This is a genomic window from Enterobacter sp. CPE_E1241, from assembly GCF_045618265.1.
Lineage (GTDB): Bacteria > Pseudomonadota > Gammaproteobacteria > Enterobacterales > Enterobacteriaceae > Enterobacter > Enterobacter adelaidei.
On the sequence record NZ_JBIWYV010000001.1, the window covers coordinates 1,050,624 to 1,068,001 of the forward strand.

The window sequence follows — 17,378 nt, forward strand, 5'->3', positions numbered from 1 at the left end:
TTTCAGAATTTCCGTATCCGCCACAGACCTGGCCGTAAAACTGTGAGAGGATGTCTTTTTTTCCTGCCGGAGTTGTTATGAAACTCACGTCCAAACTACGCCGTGACTGGCACTACTACGCCTTTGCTATCGGGCTGATCTTTATTCTTAACGGCGTCGTGGGGCTGCTGGGATTTGAAGCAAAAGGATGGCAAACCTATGCCGTCGGGCTGGTGACCTGGGTGATCAGCTTCTGGCTGGCTGGATTGATTATCCGCCGTCGTCCTGAAGAGACGACAGCGGATGAGACGGAGACGGCGAAGAGCGCCGATTAACCGTTTACGGAGCTTTTAAGGGCGCTGTCGGCGGCATGACGCTCCAGCGCCAGCTCGATCAGGCGAGTGATAAGCTCAGAGTAGCTCAGTCCGCTCGCCTGCCACAGTTTCGGATACATGCTGATATTTGTGAAACCCGGCAGCGTGTTGATTTCATTGATGACTACCTCGTTTTCCGACGTCAGGAATACATCCACACGCGCCATACCGCTGCAGCCGAGTGTCTGATAGGCGTTAATGGCGATCGCCCGGATCTTATCGTTGATTGCGGGATCGATATTGGCAGGCACGACAACCTGAGCACCTTTGTCATCAATGTATTTGGTGTCGTAGGAGTAGAAGTCGCTGTTTAAGACCACTTCACCGCAGGTGCTCGCCTGTGGAATATCATTGCCCAGCACGGCGCACTCAATTTCACGGCCTTTAATGCCCTGCTCAACCACCACTTTATGGTCGAATTCAAACGCCAGACGGACAGCCTGTGTGAACTCTTCTTCGCTGGTGACTTTGCTGACGCCTACGGAGGAGCCCTGATTTGCCGGTTTCACAAACAGCGGCAGACCCAGCTCTCCGCTAATTTGCGCGAAGCTGTGTTTGTCGCGATTGGCGCGAGTGAGCGTCACGAAAGGCGCTATATTCAGCCCGGCATCACGCAGCAGGCGTTTGGTGACGTCTTTGTCCATGCACGCGGCAGAGCCGAGGACGTCCGAGCCGACGAACGGCAGGTTGGCCATGCGCAACATTCCCTGCAGGGAACCATCTTCACCCAGAGTACCGTGAACGATGGGGAACACGACATCAATCTGAGCGAGAGACTGTGCATTGCCAGCGTCGATGAGTTGCCCCTTCACGACGCCGGGCACAGTGGCGACGCTAATTTCCGAAGGATTAAGGGCGATATGTGCTGGATCGTTGGCATTAAGCAGATACTGGCTAGCATCGTTAACATGCCACTGGCCCTGTTTATCAATGCCCAGCAGCACCACGTCGAAACGGCTTTTATCAATTGCATCAACGATATTCTTGGCTGATTGCAATGAAACCTCGTGCTCTGCTGATTTTCCCCCAAAGACAATACCTACGCGCTGCTTTGCCATCTCACTCTCTTCCAGTATGACGAAAAGCCAATAACATACCACGATGCCCTGCGGGTTTCGCGGCCTTCCGCCATAATGTTTTGGGGAATGTTGATGGGGAAGTGGGAGAGGGAAAACTCTTCTGAAGCATAAAATCTCGCCTGGTAATGGATGATTTGTGACTTATTTCACAAATATGATGACTGGGAAGATAAAACACCAAAGTCATCAAGGCCGCATCTCTGGTGCGACGTCACTATGCGTAACTTGCTAATCTGTAGGCGAATTCGCCTAAAAATGAAGACTGTTTCTTTATGGAATCATGGAAAGTTAATCTTATCTCGGTCTGGTTCGGTTGCTTCTTTACCGGGCTCGCCATCAGCCAGATCCTGCCGTTCCTGCCGCTGTATGTGTCGCAGTTGGGTGTGACCTCGCACGAGGCGCTCTCCATGTGGTCTGGTCTGACGTTCAGCGTCACGTTTCTGGTCTCCGCGATTGTGTCACCAATGTGGGGCAGCCTGGCGGATCGGAAAGGCCGAAAGCTGATGCTGCTGCGCGCCTCGCTCGGGATGGCGATTGCCATTCTGCTGCAGGCCTTCGCCACCAACGTCTGGCAACTGTTTTTCCTGCGGGCGGTGATGGGGCTGACTTCCGGGTATATTCCGAATGCCATGGCGCTGGTCGCCTCGCAGGTGCCGCGAGAACGTAGCGGCTGGGCGCTGAGTACGCTTTCCACCGCACAGATTAGCGGCGTAATTGGCGGCCCGCTGCTGGGGGGCTTTCTGGCGGACCACGTAGGGCTGCGCGCCGTATTTATCATTACCGCGATCCTGCTGGTGGTCAGTTTTCTGGTCACGCTTTTTCTTATCAAAGAGGGCGGTCGTCCCGTTATCAGCAAATCTGAACGTCTGAGTGGCAAGGCTGTCTTCGCCTCTCTGCCTTACCCTGGGCTCATGATCAGCCTGTTTGTTACTACTATGGTGATCCAGCTCTGTAACGGTTCGGTCGGGCCGATTCTGGCGTTGTTTATTAAGTCGATGGAGCCAGACAGCAATAATATCGCCTTTCTCAGCGGCATGATCGCCGCCGTGCCAGGCGTATCGGCACTGATTTCTGCACCACGGTTGGGAAAACTGGGGGATAGGATCGGTACGGCGCGAATTCTGATGGCTACGCTGATTTTTGCCGTGGTGCTCTTTTTCGCGATGTCGTTTGTGACCTCTCCGCTTCAGCTTGGCGTGCTGCGATTTTTGCTCGGCTTTGCCGATGGCGCAATGCTGCCTGCGGTACAGACCTTGCTGGTCAAATATTCCAGCGACCAGGTGACAGGGCGTATTTTTGGATATAACCAGTCGTTTATGTATTTGGGTAATGTTGCCGGTCCGCTTATTGGCGCCTCTGTTTCCGCGATGGCCGGTTTTCGTTGGGTATTTGCCGCGACGGCGATTGTTGTTTTGATCAACATTATCCAGCTGGCTATTGCTCTGCGGCGCCGCAGGCATATGGCGGAGGTAAAATCGGCAAGATAATGCTTCTGTCGATGTATTGTATATTCTTATGATTGCCGCATTTTTCTATCACCCAATGCGGCATTTTTTATAGAAAAACGTTTCGCTGATAATTCCGGAACCCTATTTTTTTTCGATGTCGTCACTTTTGCATAAGATAATACCTTTCTCCGCTTTGCATATTTCCCTCTTGATGTTAGTTTCAGGGGAAATCACATAAGGAAATAACACGATGAAAAATCTCATTGCTGAGTTGCTGGTCAAGCTTGCACAAAAGGAAGAGGAGTCAAAAGAACTGGTCGCCCAGGTCGAAGCTCTGGAAATTGTTGTCACCGCACTATTACGACAGATGGTTAAATCTGACCAACAGGCATTAATAGAGAGCGTCGAAGGTGCGCTGGATAAGGCAAAACCCGATACTCAGGTTCCGGTTGAGGATGCAGAGTTGCTCCAGCAATACGTAAAGAAGCTCTTGAGGCATCCTCGCAGCTAAACCGTCGCCGGACATAACGACGTGTCATAGAATTGTCATGCAGGATGCCTATAGTCGCTCTGTTTTTATTTTTATGTATTTGTACATGGAGAAAATAAATTGAAACAGAGCGCACTTTTCATCGCATTACTTCCCCTGTTTATTACCCCTGCTATTTATGCTGATACGTCCAATACTCACGTGCTGGATAATCGCGCAGCAAAAGGGGATATCACTCAGCCAGGCGGCGCACGCCGTTTATCTGAAGATCAAACAGCCGCTATTCGCGCTTCGCTGAATGAGAAACCGGCGAAAAATATCATTCTGCTTATTGGCGATGGAATGGGTGATTCCGAAATAACAGCGGCGCGAAATTATGCCGAGGGGGCAGGCGGATTTTTTAAAGGTATCGACGCATTGCCGCTGACCGGACAATATACCCATTACTCACTGGATAAAAAAACCGGTAAACCGGATTACGTAACGGATTCGGCTGTCTCTGCTACGGCGTGGTCTACGGGGGTAAAAACCTATAATGGCGCGCTGGGTGTCGATATTCACGAAAAAGATCATCAAACCATTCTGGAAATGGCAAAAGCCGCGGGGCTGGCCACCGGTAACGTTTCTACCGCTGAACTTCAGGACGCGACGCCGGCGGCGCTGGTATCGCATGTGACTTCACGTAAGTGCTACGGCCCGTCGGTGACCAGTGAAAAATGTCCAACCAACGCCCTGGAAAAAGGGGGCAAAGGCTCGATTACTGAACAACTGCTAAATGCACGCGCTGACGTCACGCTGGGCGGTGGGGCGAAAACCTTTGCAGAAACTGCGACGGCGGGCGAATGGCAGGGTAAAACGCTGCGTGAGCAGGCACAGGCTCGTGGCTATCAACTGGTGAGCGATGCAAGCGCTCTGGCAGCAATCACTGAGGCGAATCAAGACAAACCGCTGCTGGGACTGTTCTCTGATGGCAATATGCCTGTGCGCTGGGAAGGTCCAAAAGCCTCTTATCACGGCAATATTGATAAGCCTGCCGTGACCTGTACTCCTAACCCGAAACGCACTGACAGCGTGCCTACGCTGGCGGCAATGACCGATAAAGCGATCTCTCTGCTGAGCAAGAGCGAAAAAGGGTTCTTCCTGCAGGTGGAAGGCGCGTCGATCGACAAGCAAGATCATGCGGCGAATCCGTGTGGCCAGATTGGCGAAACCGTCGACCTGGACGAAGCGGTGCAGAAGGCACTCGAATTCGCGAAGAAAGACGGAAACACTCTTGTGGTGGTCACCGCGGACCATGCGCACGCCAGCCAGATCATCCCGGCAGATACCAAAGCGCCAGGCCTGACGCAGGCGCTGAACACGAAAGATGGTGCTGTAATGGTGCTGAGCTATGGCAACTCTGAAGAAGAGTCCATGGAGCACACGGGCACTCAGCTGCGTATTGCCGCCTACGGACCGCATGCGGCAAATGTGGTAGGACTGACCGATCAAACCGATCTGTTCTACACCATGAAAGCGGCACTAGGCCTTAAATGATAAAAGCCCGGCGGAATTTGTCTCTGCCGGGTGACTTTTTTCCTGTCACGGACCAGACTTACAGGGAATGTTTACAAAAGGATGGTGCAATGAAAACAACATTACTGGTTACTCTGCTCTCTGGCCTGTTCCTGATTTCATCGGCGAACGCGGAAGAGAAAACATTAACGCCTCAACAACAACGCATGACCACCTGTAACCAACAGGCCACGTCCCAGAGTCTGAAGGGGGATGCCCGTAAGACCTATATGAGCGATTGCCTTAAAAATGGCGCGTCTAAACCTGCTGAAAAAAGCCTGACGCCACAGCAGCAGAAAATGCGCGACTGTAATGCGAAGGCCACTGAGCAGTCTCTGAAAGGTGACGATCGCAGTAAATTTATGAGCACCTGCCTGAAGAAAAAAGCGTAGTTCTAACGGGTGAGTGGCTCTGGCGACTCACCCGAAATTTCATACTTTCCTCGCACCCCCCCTCTCTATAATTTGGGAAAATGTTTCAGAATATTCCCAAAAATGATGAATGATGAATCTTATTACAACAAAAAATGCATTCGCGAAGAGTGGGATTTAACCCTTTCTCTGGATGCCCCTCACCGTGCTGGCATTCAGTTTGCCCGGCGAGTTCGGCTGGCGCGCGTTGTTGGGCTCGCGGCGATGTTTTTCCCTGTCGCGGGGATACTGGTCACCCATTTTTTACCCGGTGGCTGGTGGCTTTTACTGGTGGGATGGGCGTTCATCTGGCCTCATCTCGCCTGGCAGTTATCTTGTCGTGCTTCATCACCTCATCAGCAGGAAATTTTCAATCTCAAAATGGATGCCATTATCGCCGGGCTCTGGATTGGCGTGATGGGGATAAATGCGTTACCCACAACCGCGCTGGTGATGATGGTGGGCATGAATATGATGGGCTCCGGCGGCTGTCGACTCTTCATTCCGGGGATCATATTGACCCTGCTTTCCGCACTGTTGACGCTGCCCCCGGTCGGGAGAGTGGTGGTCTTTAATCCTGATCCGGTGGAGTGGGGCTTAACGCTTCCTGTGTTTGTGCTTTATCCCATGCTGTTTGCCTGGCTAAGCCATCGCACTGCCGTCAGGCTGGCTGAACATAAGCGGCGGCTGGAAATGATGAGTACACGCGATGGAATGACAGGAGTCTTTAATCGTCGACACTGGGAAATGCTGTTGCGAAACGAATTTGAGCAGTGCCGACGTCATAATGGTACGGCAACAATATTGCTGATTGATATCGACCACTTTAAAAACATCAACGACACCTGGGGGCATGATGTGGGTGATGAGGCGATCATTGCGATTACGCGTCAGTTGCAGATTTCGGTACGTTCAGGCGATGCAATAGGCCGTTTTGGTGGAGATGAATTTGCGGTGATTATGTCGCGGACAGCCGCTGACAGCGCAATCGCCGTTATGTCCCGGGTTCATGAACGGCTGGAAAAACTGTCGTTACCTTGCGCACCTGAAGAAACCCTGCGCATAAGCGTAGGTATCGCCACCTGGGGGCCGCAGTTTGGGCACTACCGGGAGTGGCTCAAGGCGGCTGATGTGGCGCTGTACAAGGCAAAAAATGCCGGGCGTGGCCGCACAGAAGTGGCTGCCTGACACCCGGCTGAGACGATCAGGATTTACTCAGTTTCTCTGATTTTTCCATGCATTTTGCCATCGCTTCGATGACGGCAGCACGGAATCCGCGTTCTTCCAGTACCCGCACCGCTTCGATGGTGGTACCACCAGGGGAGCAAACCATATCTTTCAGCTCACCAGGATGTTTACCGGTTTCCAGCACCATTTTGGCAGAACCCATAACTGCCTGTGCTGCGAATTTATACGCCTGCGCACGCGGCATACCGCCCAGTACTGCGGCGTCGGCCATCGCTTCTAAGAACATGAAGACATACGCAGGGGCTGAACCGCTCACGCCGACAACCGGATGGATCATGGATTCGGCAATCACTTCCGCTTCACCGAAGCAGCGGAAAATGTTCAGGACATCAGCCACGTCTTCCGTGGTCACCAGTGCGTTTGGCGTGACGGAAGTCATGCCAGCGTTAACCAGTGAGGGGGTATTAGGCATCGCCCGGACGATTTTACGGTCATGACCCAGCGCGCGCGCCAGTTGATCCAGCGTGACGCCCGCAGCAATGGAGACGACCAGCGTCTCTTTATTCAGGCTGGAGGTGATGTCGCTCAGCACTTTGATCATGATGTTCGGCTTGACGGCGCCAAAGACGATATCGGCGACCTGGGCGACTTCCTGAGCGCTTTCGGCGGCGTTGATCCCGTATTGATCGCGCAACGCGGCGACTTTATCAGGTGACGGGGTATAAACCCAAATCTGACCCGGCAGAACCTGCCCGCTGGCGATCAGGCCGCCCAGGATGGCTTTGCCCATGTTACCGCAGCCGATAAACCCGATTTTCTTATCCATCACGACTCTCCGTCATTATGCGTTGTTTTCTCTGATTGATAGCTTAACAACGAAATGCAGGCGACAATAGTCGGCAGAGTCATTAAGGGGAGACAATATGGCGATTTGGGTTGATGCGGACGCGTGTCCGAATGTGATTAAAGAAATTTTGTTCCGTGCCGCCGAGCGTGTTCAGATGCCGCTAACGCTGGTGGCGAACCAGAATATTCGCGTCCCTCCTTCCAGATTCATTCGCGCGTTGCGGGTTCCGGCCGGGTTTGACGTGGCGGATAACGAAATTGTCCGTCTGTGTAGCGCGGAAGATCTGGTGATCACTGCGGATATCCCTCTGGCTGCCGAAGTGCTGGAGAAAGGGGCTGCAGCGCTTAACCCTCGGGGTGAGCGTTATTCACCTGCGACCATTCGGGAAAAACTCACTATGCGTGATTTTATGGATACGCTCCGCGCCAGCGGTGTGCAGACGGGTGGGCCAGACAGCTTATCCCAGCGCGATCGTCAGCAGTTTGCCGCAGAGCTGGATAAATGGTTGCTGGAAGTGAAGCGTCGCACCGCGTAATGATAACCATTGTCAATTTGTGGTACAGTATGGCCTCCTCAGGGTTGTCATCCCGTACCGCTTTGCAGTAAAGTAATCGAAACATCTTCTGCAATTATTTCTTTACACTCTTCGGCCATCCGGCATCAAGGGGAACACCTGGTTATGACCCAACCCATCTTTTTAGTTGGCCCCCGCGGCTGTGGGAAAACCACCGTTGGCCTGGAACTGGCACGCGCGTGCGATCGTCAGTTTGTGGATACTGACCACTGGTTGCAAACAGAGGCCGGAAGAACGATCGCGGACATTGTCGAACAGGAAGGATGGGACAGCTTCCGCGCACGTGAAACGGCAGCGCTGAAAGCGGTAACCACACCTTCTGCGGTTATCGCGACAGGAGGGGGCATTGTTCTGGCTGAATGTAATCGCCACTTTATGCGCGAAAAAGGGATTGTGATCTATCTCAGTGCACCTGTTTCGGCTCTGGTAGGGCGTCTGGAAGCCTTTCCGGAAGAGGGGCAACGTCCTGCACTGACCTCCAGACCGCTTAGCGAAGAGGTGAGAGAAGTGCTGGCTGAACGTGATGCGCTATACCGTGAAGCAGCACACCACGTGGTGGATGCTTCTGCGGCTCCTGAAGATGTGGTTACCCAGATTATTACTGCTCTACGTTTGGCTTGTGCCAGCTAACCGGCGTCTATACTTATAGCTCAGACATATAAAAAAGGATGAGCTATGCCGACCAGACCTCCCTATCCGCGTGAAGCGCGCATTATTACCGTTGAAAAAGGCCATACGGGTCATACTGTTACCTGGTATCAACTGCGTGCCGATCACCCTAAACCAGACTCGCTGATCAGTGAACACGAGACTGAACAGGAAGCGCTGGATGCGAAACGGCGCTACGAAGATCCTGATATAACCTGACCGTTTTCCTAAACGCTCCAGGATCGTGCCTGAATCACACTTTTTACTCATCGAGAAAGTTAAGCAGGAGTTAATATTTAGTTATTACAAGTAACTCCGATATTGACGGTCGATCTTTACATTTCGATGTGAAGATCACCTGCTACGCTTGGTGCTGTTTTGTTGAAAAAATGAACTGTGCAGCGTAGTGAGCCTGTACCTGTGTGCACGATGTTGTAGTAATGGAAGGCGATAAAGATGAAGGCGACGTTGGCGATCCTCACCATTGGTGTGGTCCCTGTAAGCGAAGTGTTACCGCTCTTAACCGAGCATGTCTCTGAACAACAGATAACGCATCTTAGCCTGCTGGGGAAGATGAGTCGGGAAGAGGTCATGGAGGACTACGCTGTCGAGGCGGGGGAGGATCCCCTGGCGACGTTATTAAGTGACGGTAAACTGGCGCATGTTTCGCGTCAGAAAATCGAGCGCTCGCTGCAAGGGGTGATAGAAGTGCTCGATAATCAAGGTTATGACGTTATTTTGCTGATGAGTACCGCACCCATTAAAGGTCTCACGGCGCGTAATGCGATTCTGCTGGAGCCGATGCGCATCATCCCGCCGCTGGTGGCCTCAATTGTTGATGGTCATCAGGTGGGGGTCATCGTCCCGATTGAAGAGTTGATGGACAACCAGGAGGCAAAGTGGCACGTGCTTGAAAAAGTGCCCTTATATGCGCTGGCAAATCCTTTCTGGGATAGCGATGCCGCACTGATTGAGGCCGGACGTGAGTTGCTGGAGAGAGGGGCGGATGTGTTGATCCTGGACTGTCTTGGCTTCCACCAGCATCATCGCGATTTACTGCAGAAGGCGCTGGATGTGCCGGTGCTGTTATCCAATGTTCTGATGGCTCGCCTGGCTTCAGAGCTTCTGACGTAATGATTTTGCGTGACAGGTGATGAGCATGGCCCCTATAGTGAATTTTTATCTAAAAATATAAGGGCCAGTTCATGCTTCAAAGTAACGAATACTTTTCCGGTAAAGTGAAATCCATTGGTTTTACCAGCAGCAGCACTGGCCGCGCCAGTGTCGGTGTCATGGCCGAAGGGGAATACACTTTTGGTACGGCCGAAGCGGAAGAGATGACGGTCGTTAGCGGTGCGCTCAACGTCCTACTGCCGGGTGAAACGGAATGGAAAGTTTACGCAGCCGGACAGGTTTTCAACGTTCCTGGCCACAGCGAGTTCCATCTGCAGGTTGCTGAACCGACCTCTTATCTGTGCCGCTATCTGAAATAAAAAATAAGCCGGGTGGCGCTAACGCTTACCCGGCCTACGCTTTGCCTGTTATCTTTGCGCTTCGCCGCCGAGACCTTCCACCAGATTCTGAATCAACGCGGCCAGTTCCCCGGTCATCAGGATGAAGTCCGCGTCAAAGCGCTGGGCGTAATCTTCCCGGTCGATGTCTTCATTCTGATCGCGCAGTTCATCGCAGAACTTCAGACGTTTCACGGAACCGTCATCGCACATCATAAACTGAATCCGCTGCTGCCAGTCGAGCGCCAGTTTGGTCACCACTTTGCCCGCTTCGATGTGTACGGCAATCTCGTCGCTCACCAGATCCTGTTTCTTCGCGCGGATCACGCCGCCATCTTCCAGCAGGGCTTTCAGCTCGGCCTCATCGAGGATCTGGAAACCTTGCGCGGCAGCACCGCTGCGTACCCACTCGGTCAGGGTCAGCTCGATTGGCGTTTCCAGCGCCAACGGTACGACCGGCAGAGAGCCGATGCTTTTGCGCAGCAGAGCCAGCGTATCTTCTGCTTTTTTGGCGCTGGCGCAGTCCACCATAATCAGCCCGTTAACGGTATCGATCCACATCATGGTCTGGCTGAAGCGGCTAAAGGCGCGCGGCAGCAGAGAGTGCAGAACTTCGTCTTTCAGCGAATCTTTTTCGGTTTTCTTCAGCTTGCGACCCTGCTCGGCTTCCAGCTTGAAGATCTTCGCTTCGAGCGCCTGTTTAACCACCGGTGTTGGCAGAATTTTCTCTTCTTTACGGGCGCAGACGATGATTTGACCCGTGCTGCTGGCGTGGGTCAGTGCATCGCTTTGTGAACCCATTGGCGGAACCCAACCGGTTTTTGCCATATCCTGGCTACCGCAAGGGGAAAAGGTGTAAGCGGCTAACTGTTTTTCCATCTCTTCTGCACGCAGCGAAACGTCGCGGCTGAGACGGTAAACCATCAAATTTTTGAACCACAGCATGATAATTTCCACGGCCTTGTCGTTAAATCAGCGGGCATGATAACGAATTGTCGCATCGCTTGCATTGCTAATCGGGAAGCGTGCTTCTACTCTGTTGATAATCAAAATAATGAGGAGAGTCTTGTGCGTATTGGGATTGATTTGGGCGGCACCAAAACAGAAGTCATCGCACTGAGCGAGCAGGGGGAACAGCTGTTCCGCCACCGTCTGCCTACGCCGCGCGATGATTATCACCAGACTATCGAGACGATCGCGAGACTGGTTGAAATGGCAGAGCAGGCGACAGGACAAACCGGCTCCGTCGGAATGGGGATCCCTGGGTCGATCTCGCCTTATACCGGGGTGGTTAAAAATGCCAACTCGACGTGGCTAAACGGTCAGCCTTTTGATAAAGATTTGAGCGCGCGTCTGAAGCGCGAAGTGCGTCTGGCCAACGACGCCAACTGTCTGGCGGTTTCAGAAGCGATTGACGGCGCGGCTGCCGGTGCCCATACCGTTTTTGCCGTCATCATCGGTACCGGCTGCGGAGCAGGCGTGGCCTTAGTCGGGCGTGCCCATATCGGGGGTAACGGTACGGCGGGCGAGTGGGGACACAACCCACTGCCGTGGATGGATGAAGATGAGCTTAAATACCGCGCTGAAGTACCGTGCTATTGCGGCAAGCAAGGTTGTATTGAGACGTTTATCTCCGGTACCGGTTTTGCGACCGATTACCACCGTCTGAGTGGTCAGCCGCTCAAAGGGAGCGAGATCATGCGTCTGGTCGAAGAACAGGATTCGGTAGCTGAACTGGCGCTCCGCCGCTACGAAATGCGCCTGGCGAAATCGCTGGCGCACGTGGTGAATATTCTCGACCCGGACGTGATTGTGCTCGGCGGCGGCATGAGCAACGTCGACCGCCTGTACAGCACGGTCCCGAATCTGGTGAAACAGTGGGTGTTTGGCGGCGAGTGTGAGACCCCGATCCGCAAAGCGCTGCACGGTGATTCCAGCGGCGTGCGCGGTGCGGCATGGTTGTGGCCGGAATAAAAGCAAAGAGTGTTTATTCCCTCTCCCACAGGGAGAGGGCCAGGGTGAGGGCACCAGACTGCACCGCCCCCCATTCACTCCACCGCATACTCTTTATCCAGCCTGCTGTATCCCAGCCCGTTGATCTTTTTTACTTTAATCTGCACCGGAATACGCTCTTTCATCGCCTCGACGTGGCTGATCACACCGATCGTTTTCCCGGTGGCGTTCAGCGCGTCGAGGGCATCCAGCGCGGTATCCAGCGTTTCGCTGTCGAGCGTGCCGAACCCTTCATCCAGGAACAGCGAGTCGATCCGCGTTTTGTGACTCACCAGATCGGAAAGTGCCAGCGCCAGCGCCAGGCTGACCAGGAAACTTTCGCCACCAGAGAGCGTACGGGTGTCGCGCACGGCATCCGCCTGCCAGGTATCGACCACTTCCAGCTCCAGAGCATCGCTGGCTTTGCGCTGGAGCAGATAACGCCCGTGCAGGCGGTTAAGTTGCTGGTTAGCAAGCCAGACAAGATTATCCAGCGTCAGCCCCTGGGCGAACTTGCGGAACTTGTCGCCGGTACTGGAGCCGATAAGCGCATTCAGGTACCCCCAGTCGTCTGCCAGACGGCTGGCCTCTTCAATTTGCTGCATTAAAGCCAGTTGGTGCAGGCGGTTATCGCTATCCTGCTTAAGCTGCTGGCGGATCTCTCCCTGCCGCGTGGTGTTCTCACGAAGCTGCTGCGTCAGTTGCTGGAGCTGGATCTGCAGGCCTGGTGCATCGGCGTCGAGCCCTTCTGGCCGCTGTGCCTGGTGCGCCTGCAACTGTTGGTTTGCCTGTCCGGACAAGGCGGCTGCCTGCTGTATCTGGTTTTCCAGCGATTGCTTCAGATGATTGAGGTGTTGGAGCATGTTCTCATCCAGCAGAGCGGCAAGGAACGCATCTTGATCGGCAAAACAGCTGGCTGACAGGGCCTGGGTGAATTGCACCTGCGATTGCTGCAGGCGCTCACGCTCCAGCGTTTCCTGCTGCCGGTGTGCCGCCAGTTGGCTCTGCAGAGACACGCATTCGTCGTGGATTGCGCGCCAGTTGTCAGGAATGGCGGGTTCGGTCTCTTCACTGTTGGTGACCGGAAGTGCGTCAAGCAGTGGCTTCAGGGCGTTTATACGTTCCTGAATCGCACCCTGCTGTGTCTGTTTTTCCTGCCACTGTGCGAACTCCGTTTCACGGGTGTTCAGCCAGGCGGCCTCTGTACCTTCTTCAGGTACGCTGAGTGAAAGTGCGGCCAGGGCGCTTTCCAGCCCCTGACGCGTTGTCGCCAGTTGCTGCTGGTACTGGCGTTCCTGCTCTTCCATTTCGTTGAGCTGGTTTTGCAGCGTCAGACGCTGGCTGAGCTGATAAAGCTGGCGTTCATAGTGCTCCTGTTCGCTCATCCAGATGGCAATATCTTCCTGAATATTCAGCGAAATATTTAATGCCGCGCAAACCTCCTGCCACTCTTTAGTGAGCGCTTGCTCTTCCTGAGAGAGTGTCTGCGCTTCGCCTGTCTCGCGCTGGATCTGTTGAGTCAGGGCATTAACCTGGCCCAGAACCAGCAGCCCTTCCTCTTTTAGCGAGGCGACCTCTTTTTCCAGGGCATCACGGCGGCGCTGATTATCAGTCAGTTCAAGTGCTTGATATTTCTCCACGGCGGGATGTTCGCTGGAGCCGCACAGTGGACAGGGTTTACCTGCCTCAAGCTGAGAACGATAGCTTTCCAGATCTTTAATCGTCGCTTCGCGTTCACACAGGGACTTCAGGTCCAGGTAGTGCTGGTTTTTCTCTTTGTATTGCTGGCGACGTAGCGTCAGTGTTTCATTGAGTTTTACCTGCTCAGCCAGGGCCTTCTGCACGCTTTCACCGTTCTGGTGCAGGCGTTTTTGTAGCGGCTGATAGCGGGCATGGAGCGAGGTCAGACGTTGACGCATCGTTCGTGACTGCGCCTGTTGTTCCATCGCTACTGCAACCTCATCCGCCGTCAGCGTCAGGGTTGTTTCCGGCAGGGCGGCCCGTTTATGGCGTAATTCAGTGAGGCGGACGGTCAGGGCAGTAAGCTGATTTTTATCACGGCCAAGCTGAGCGAAGTGCGCTCGCCAGCCTGCCATTTCCTGTCCCCATAAGCGGAATCGATCATGTTCTGCCTGCCACTGCGTCAGAACCGTTAATTCGGTCTGAAGCTGCTCATGGGTACGAATGGCGGTATTACGGATACGCGAGCGCAGCGCGGTTTTATCTTGTAAGCGAGTATTTACTTCGATAATTCGCTGCTGGGTTTGAGCCAGACGCGAGGCTTGCTCTTGCTGGTGCTCCCAAAGCGGTCGAAGCTGAGCGGCGGGTTGAGCAAGCTGGAGCTTTGCCAGGTCAGGCGCGGCGTCGGTCAGCGCCTGCTGTGCCTGCTGTTGTAACACGCTTACGCGCTGTTGCTCGCGAAGAAGCTCATCATGGCGCGTAAGCCACTGATAATCTTTCTGCTGGCGCTGTTGCTGTGCCAGCAGTGTTTTCTCTTCGTCAGTAAGTGCCTGCAAACTTTGCTGTAACTGCTGCTGTTGCTCTTCGCTCAACAGCACCACACCCGCTGCCTGTGCCTCGCGCATTTCAAGTACGTTTCGGGCGGCTTTGTGTTTCTCAAATATCCTGGCGGAAATCTGGCCATAGATCTCGGTTCCGGTCAGTTCTTCCAGCAGCTCTGCGCGATCGCTCGGTTTGGCATTGAGGAAAGCGGCAAACTGCCCCTGAGAAAGCAGCATTGAACGGGTAAATCGGCCATAGTCCAGCCCGGTGAGCGCGGCGGTTTGCTCCAGTTTATCTGTCACTTTGTCGGCGAGAATCTTGCCATCTTCGCAGCGAGCCAGTTCCACACGCGGTGCCTGCAGGTTCCCGTCTGGCTGATTACGCGCCCGGTTCTGGCTCCAGAAGGCGCGGTAGGCGGTACCTTTTACTTCAAACTCAACCTCGGCCAGACACTCGGCGGTATCACGCGTCATCAGATCGTTTTGCGCCTGAGACACTTTTTGCAGACGCGGCGTTTCGTGATAGAGCGCCAGACAGATGGCGTCGAGCAGGGTGGTCTTGCCTGCACCGGTCGCACCGGTAATGGCAAACAGCCCGTTGCTGGCAAAGGGCTCAGCGGTAAAGTCAATTTTCCACTCGCCCTTGAGTGAGTTGAGGTTTTTCAGACGCAGGCTCAGGATTTTCATGCGTTCTCTTCCTCGTTATTCAGCGCGTGGAGCGTATGGGCGAACAGCTCGTTCAGCCGGGCGCGTTTTGCATCGTCCATCTCTTCCTGGGCCAGTCGGCGTTCAAAAACCTCTTCGACTTTAAGTTCACTCAGCGTTTCGCGCTGAGCACTCAGCAGGATTTTTTCGCGCTGCTCGCGACTACGGCGTACCAGTAAAACCTCGACAGGAAGATCTTCCGTCAGCGCCTGAATTTTTCGATGCATATCATGCAGATAGTCGTCTGTCGTGATTTCGATATCCAGCCAGACGGGGGGGGTAAACGCAATGCCACGCCACTGTTCAAGCTGGGAGGTGATGGCATCAAGGTCACCCTTCAGCACCGCCAGCGGCTGGGTAACAGGGACTTCCAGCGTTTCGACGGCGCTGAGTTTACCTCCGTTAAAACTCACCAGATGCACAGATTTGGCTTTACCTGTCTCATCAAAACTCAGCGAAATGGGCGAGCCACAATAGCGAATGTGTTCGCAGCCACCGATGATCTGCGCGCGGTGGATATGCCCTAGCGCAATGTAGTCGGCAGGCGGGAAATTTTGCGCCGGGAACGCATCCAGCGTACCAATATAGATGTCACGTACGGCGTCACTTTTACTGGCTCCGACGGTGGTGAGATGCCCGGTTGCAATCACCGGAATAAGCTGTTCGCCGCGCAAGGTACAGGCATCGGTATATTGTTGGTGATAATAGTCAGTGATGCTCTGCAACAGATGCTGCTGTTTTTCTCCGCCGGACATCCCGGCCTGGCTCTGCACGATATCGCGTGGGCGCAGGAAGGGAACCGGGCACAGCACCGCCCCCGGTGTACCGTCACGTTTTTTCAGGATCTGCGGCGCATGCCCGGCACTGGCCACCACGGTAGTGTTCAGGAAGGCCAGGATGTCGCGGGATTCATTCAGCGTGGCGACGGAGTCGTGATTACCGGCGACAATCACCAGATGGCAGCCTGTTTGCTGCAGATTTACCACGAAGCGGTTGTACAGCTCACGCGCATAGCTTGGCGGCGAGCCGGTGTCGAAAATGTCACCCGCGACAATAATCGCATCCACTTCGCGCGATCGAGCCGTATCCAGCAGCCAGTTCAGGAACGCTTCATGCTCAGCTGCCCTGCTTTTGCTGTAAAAGTTTTGACCCAGATGCCAGTCCGAAGTGTGAAGTATGCGCATAGGAGATCCGTGGCGAAAAAAGATGTTGGCGATTATAAACATTCAGGGGCGGAAAATAACCGCTGTAATAAAACAACAGTTTGCCATTTATAGTGGTAAGGTTTTTCATAAATCTGTCATAAATCTGACGCATAATGACGCCGCATTACAAACTTGTAACTTAAATAAGATAAGACAGGGCAAAGTATGGCGAGACGTATTCTGGTCGTAGAAGATGAAGCTCCAATTCGTGAAATGGTGTGCTTCGTGCTCGAACAAAATGGCTTCCAGCCGGTTGAAGCGGAAGATTATGACAGCGCGGTGAACCAGTTGAATGAGCCCTGGCCCGATCTGATTCTGCTCGACTGGATGTTGCCCGGCGGCTCTGGACTGCAGTTTATCAAACACATTAAACGTGAAGCGATGACTCGCGATATCCCCGTTGTCATGCTGACGGCGCGTGGTGAAGAAGAAGATCGCGTACGTGGGCTTGAAACGGGTGCCGATGATTACATTACTAAGCCGTTTTCCCCGAAAGAGCTGGTTGCTCGCATCAAAGCCGTAATGCGCCGCATTTCACCGATGGCAGTGGAAGAGGTGATTGAGATGCAGGGGCTGAGCCTTGACCCGACCTCACACCGCGTCATGACGGGCGAAAACCCACTCGACATGGGGCCTACCGAATTTAAACTTCTGCACTTCTTTATGACTCACCCGGAACGCGTTTACAGCCGCGAACAGTTGCTGAATAACGTCTGGGGAACTAACGTGTATGTCGAAGACCGGACGGTTGACGTCCATATCCGCCGCCTGCGAAAAGCGCTGGAACTGAGCGGCCACGATCGCATGGTGCAGACGGTCCGCGGCACGGGTTATCGTTTTTCTACCCGTTTCTGAACAATGACAGGAGTGTGA

At 53.8% G+C, this 17,378-nt stretch carries 18 protein-coding genes; 13 read left to right on the forward strand and 5 right to left on the reverse strand.

The window, feature by feature from the left end; translation table 11 throughout:
• Positions 1-77: 77 nt before the first annotated feature.
• Positions 78-314 (forward strand): DUF2754 family protein, encoded by a 237-nt coding sequence (locus ACJ9Y9_RS05040; RefSeq protein WP_028017689.1) that lies wholly within the window; start codon positions 78-80, stop codon positions 312-314.
• Here the strand turns inward: ACJ9Y9_RS05040 and ddlA are convergent.
• Complete coding sequence (ddlA, locus tag ACJ9Y9_RS05045) at positions 311-1,411, reverse strand: D-alanine--D-alanine ligase (RefSeq protein ID WP_028017688.1); 1,101 nt, start codon at positions 1,409-1,411, stop codon at positions 311-313. The two genes, ACJ9Y9_RS05040 and ddlA, sit on opposite strands and share 4 nt — an antisense overlap.
• Positions 1,412-1,704: 293 nt before the next feature.
• Between ddlA and ACJ9Y9_RS05050 the strand changes: the two genes are divergently transcribed.
• From ACJ9Y9_RS05050 to adrA, 5 genes are all read left to right on the forward strand, one after another.
• Positions 1,705-2,919, forward strand: a complete 1,215-nt coding sequence (locus ACJ9Y9_RS05050) for a multidrug efflux MFS transporter (RefSeq protein WP_028017687.1) — start codon at positions 1,705-1,707, stop codon at positions 2,917-2,919.
• Between the two features lie 211 nt (positions 2,920-3,130).
• A complete protein-coding gene (iraP, locus tag ACJ9Y9_RS05055) occupies positions 3,131-3,391 on the forward strand; it encodes an anti-adapter protein IraP (protein WP_028017686.1) in 261 nt (86 codons plus the stop codon).
• Positions 3,392-3,490: 99 nt separating this feature from the next.
• Positions 3,491-4,906 (forward strand): alkaline phosphatase, encoded by a 1,416-nt coding sequence (gene phoA, locus ACJ9Y9_RS05060; protein ID WP_407226070.1) that lies wholly within the window; start codon positions 3,491-3,493, stop codon positions 4,904-4,906.
• 89 nt (positions 4,907-4,995) lie between these two features.
• Positions 4,996-5,316, forward strand: coding sequence for a phosphate starvation-inducible protein PsiF (psiF, locus tag ACJ9Y9_RS05065; protein ID WP_028017684.1), 321 nt, complete (start codon positions 4,996-4,998; stop codon positions 5,314-5,316).
• Positions 5,317-5,418: 102 nt separating this feature from the next.
• Entirely contained in the window at positions 5,419-6,522 is a 1,104-nt protein-coding gene (gene adrA / locus ACJ9Y9_RS05070; RefSeq protein WP_032666843.1) for a diguanylate cyclase AdrA, read from the forward strand.
• Positions 6,523-6,538: 16 nt separating this feature from the next.
• Here adrA and proC read toward each other — a convergent pair whose 3' ends face one another.
• Positions 6,539-7,348: a pyrroline-5-carboxylate reductase gene (gene proC, locus ACJ9Y9_RS05075; protein ID WP_028017682.1), complete on the reverse strand. Its 810-nt coding sequence runs from the start codon at positions 7,346-7,348 to the stop codon at positions 6,539-6,541.
• 97 nt (positions 7,349-7,445) lie between these two features.
• Between proC and ACJ9Y9_RS05080 the strand changes: the two genes are divergently transcribed.
• From ACJ9Y9_RS05080 to ppnP, 5 genes are all read left to right on the forward strand, one after another.
• Positions 7,446-7,904: a YaiI/YqxD family protein gene (locus ACJ9Y9_RS05080; protein WP_014830847.1), complete on the forward strand. Its 459-nt coding sequence runs from the start codon at positions 7,446-7,448 to the stop codon at positions 7,902-7,904.
• Positions 7,905-8,048: 144 nt separating this feature from the next.
• Positions 8,049-8,573 (forward strand): shikimate kinase AroL, encoded by a 525-nt coding sequence (aroL, locus tag ACJ9Y9_RS05085; protein ID WP_028017681.1) that lies wholly within the window; start codon positions 8,049-8,051, stop codon positions 8,571-8,573.
• Between the two features lie 45 nt (positions 8,574-8,618).
• A complete protein-coding gene (gene yaiA, locus ACJ9Y9_RS05090) occupies positions 8,619-8,810 on the forward strand; it encodes a protein YaiA (RefSeq protein WP_028017680.1) in 192 nt (63 codons plus the stop codon).
• Positions 8,811-9,047: 237 nt separating this feature from the next.
• The gene (locus ACJ9Y9_RS05095) at positions 9,048-9,725 is read left to right on the forward strand and encodes an AroM family protein (RefSeq protein WP_028017679.1); all 678 of its coding nucleotides are present in this window, start codon (positions 9,048-9,050) and stop codon (positions 9,723-9,725) included.
• Positions 9,726-9,796: 71 nt separating this feature from the next.
• The gene (ppnP, locus tag ACJ9Y9_RS05100) at positions 9,797-10,084 is read left to right on the forward strand and encodes a pyrimidine/purine nucleoside phosphorylase (RefSeq protein ID WP_008503270.1); all 288 of its coding nucleotides are present in this window, start codon (positions 9,797-9,799) and stop codon (positions 10,082-10,084) included.
• Between the two features lie 48 nt (positions 10,085-10,132).
• Here ppnP and rdgC read toward each other — a convergent pair whose 3' ends face one another.
• On the reverse strand, positions 10,133-11,047 hold the full coding sequence (gene rdgC / locus ACJ9Y9_RS05105; protein WP_028017678.1) for a recombination-associated protein RdgC: 915 nt from the start codon (positions 11,045-11,047) through the stop codon (positions 10,133-10,135).
• 123 nt (positions 11,048-11,170) lie between these two features.
• On the opposite strand from rdgC, the gene mak reads away from it, so the two are divergent.
• Positions 11,171-12,076, forward strand: coding sequence for a fructokinase (mak, locus tag ACJ9Y9_RS05110; protein WP_032666842.1), 906 nt, complete (start codon positions 11,171-11,173; stop codon positions 12,074-12,076).
• Positions 12,077-12,150: 74 nt separating this feature from the next.
• Here mak and sbcC read toward each other — a convergent pair whose 3' ends face one another.
• Both sbcC and sbcD read right to left on the reverse strand, forming a co-directional pair.
• Positions 12,151-15,282 (reverse strand): exonuclease subunit SbcC, encoded by a 3,132-nt coding sequence (gene sbcC / locus ACJ9Y9_RS05115; RefSeq protein ID WP_028017676.1) that lies wholly within the window; start codon positions 15,280-15,282, stop codon positions 12,151-12,153.
• Positions 15,279-16,484, reverse strand: coding sequence for an exonuclease subunit SbcD (gene sbcD / locus ACJ9Y9_RS05120; RefSeq protein ID WP_028017675.1), 1,206 nt, complete (start codon positions 16,482-16,484; stop codon positions 15,279-15,281). The genes sbcC and sbcD overlap by 4 nt, the downstream gene beginning before the upstream one ends.
• A 186-nt stretch (positions 16,485-16,670) precedes the next feature.
• Here sbcD and phoB point away from each other — a divergent pair, with 186 nt between their 5' ends.
• Positions 16,671-17,360, forward strand: a complete 690-nt coding sequence (phoB, locus tag ACJ9Y9_RS05125) for a phosphate response regulator transcription factor PhoB (RefSeq protein ID WP_003859122.1) — start codon at positions 16,671-16,673, stop codon at positions 17,358-17,360.
• Positions 17,361-17,378 lie beyond the last annotated feature (18 nt).

What these genes read in the sequence shown, in the direction of transcription:
- ACJ9Y9_RS05040 (WP_028017689.1), top strand. Translation starts at nt 78, where the DNA reads ATGAAACTCACGTCCAAACTACGCCGTGACTGGCACTACTACGCCTTT.
- ddlA (WP_028017688.1), bottom strand. Translation starts at nt 1,411, where the DNA reads ATGGCAAAGCAGCGCGTAGGTATTGTCTTTGGGGGAAAATCAGCAGAG.
- ACJ9Y9_RS05050 (WP_028017687.1), top strand. Translation starts at nt 1,705, where the DNA reads ATGGAATCATGGAAAGTTAATCTTATCTCGGTCTGGTTCGGTTGCTTC.
- iraP (WP_028017686.1), top strand. Translation starts at nt 3,131, where the DNA reads ATGAAAAATCTCATTGCTGAGTTGCTGGTCAAGCTTGCACAAAAGGAA.
- psiF (WP_028017684.1), top strand. Translation starts at nt 4,996, where the DNA reads ATGAAAACAACATTACTGGTTACTCTGCTCTCTGGCCTGTTCCTGATT.
- adrA (WP_032666843.1), top strand. Translation starts at nt 5,419, where the DNA reads ATGATGAATGATGAATCTTATTACAACAAAAAATGCATTCGCGAAGAG.
- proC (WP_028017682.1), bottom strand. Translation starts at nt 7,348, where the DNA reads ATGGATAAGAAAATCGGGTTTATCGGCTGCGGTAACATGGGCAAAGCC.
- ACJ9Y9_RS05080 (WP_014830847.1), top strand. Translation starts at nt 7,446, where the DNA reads ATGGCGATTTGGGTTGATGCGGACGCGTGTCCGAATGTGATTAAAGAA.
- aroL (WP_028017681.1), top strand. Translation starts at nt 8,049, where the DNA reads ATGACCCAACCCATCTTTTTAGTTGGCCCCCGCGGCTGTGGGAAAACC.
- yaiA (WP_028017680.1), top strand. Translation starts at nt 8,619, where the DNA reads ATGCCGACCAGACCTCCCTATCCGCGTGAAGCGCGCATTATTACCGTT.
- ACJ9Y9_RS05095 (WP_028017679.1), top strand. Translation starts at nt 9,048, where the DNA reads ATGAAGGCGACGTTGGCGATCCTCACCATTGGTGTGGTCCCTGTAAGC.
- ppnP (WP_008503270.1), top strand. Translation starts at nt 9,797, where the DNA reads ATGCTTCAAAGTAACGAATACTTTTCCGGTAAAGTGAAATCCATTGGT.
- rdgC (WP_028017678.1), bottom strand. Translation starts at nt 11,047, where the DNA reads ATGCTGTGGTTCAAAAATTTGATGGTTTACCGTCTCAGCCGCGACGTT.
- sbcC (WP_028017676.1), bottom strand. Translation starts at nt 15,282, where the DNA reads ATGAAAATCCTGAGCCTGCGTCTGAAAAACCTCAACTCACTCAAGGGC.
- sbcD (WP_028017675.1), bottom strand. Translation starts at nt 16,484, where the DNA reads ATGCGCATACTTCACACTTCGGACTGGCATCTGGGTCAAAACTTTTAC.
- phoB (WP_003859122.1), top strand. Translation starts at nt 16,671, where the DNA reads ATGGCGAGACGTATTCTGGTCGTAGAAGATGAAGCTCCAATTCGTGAA.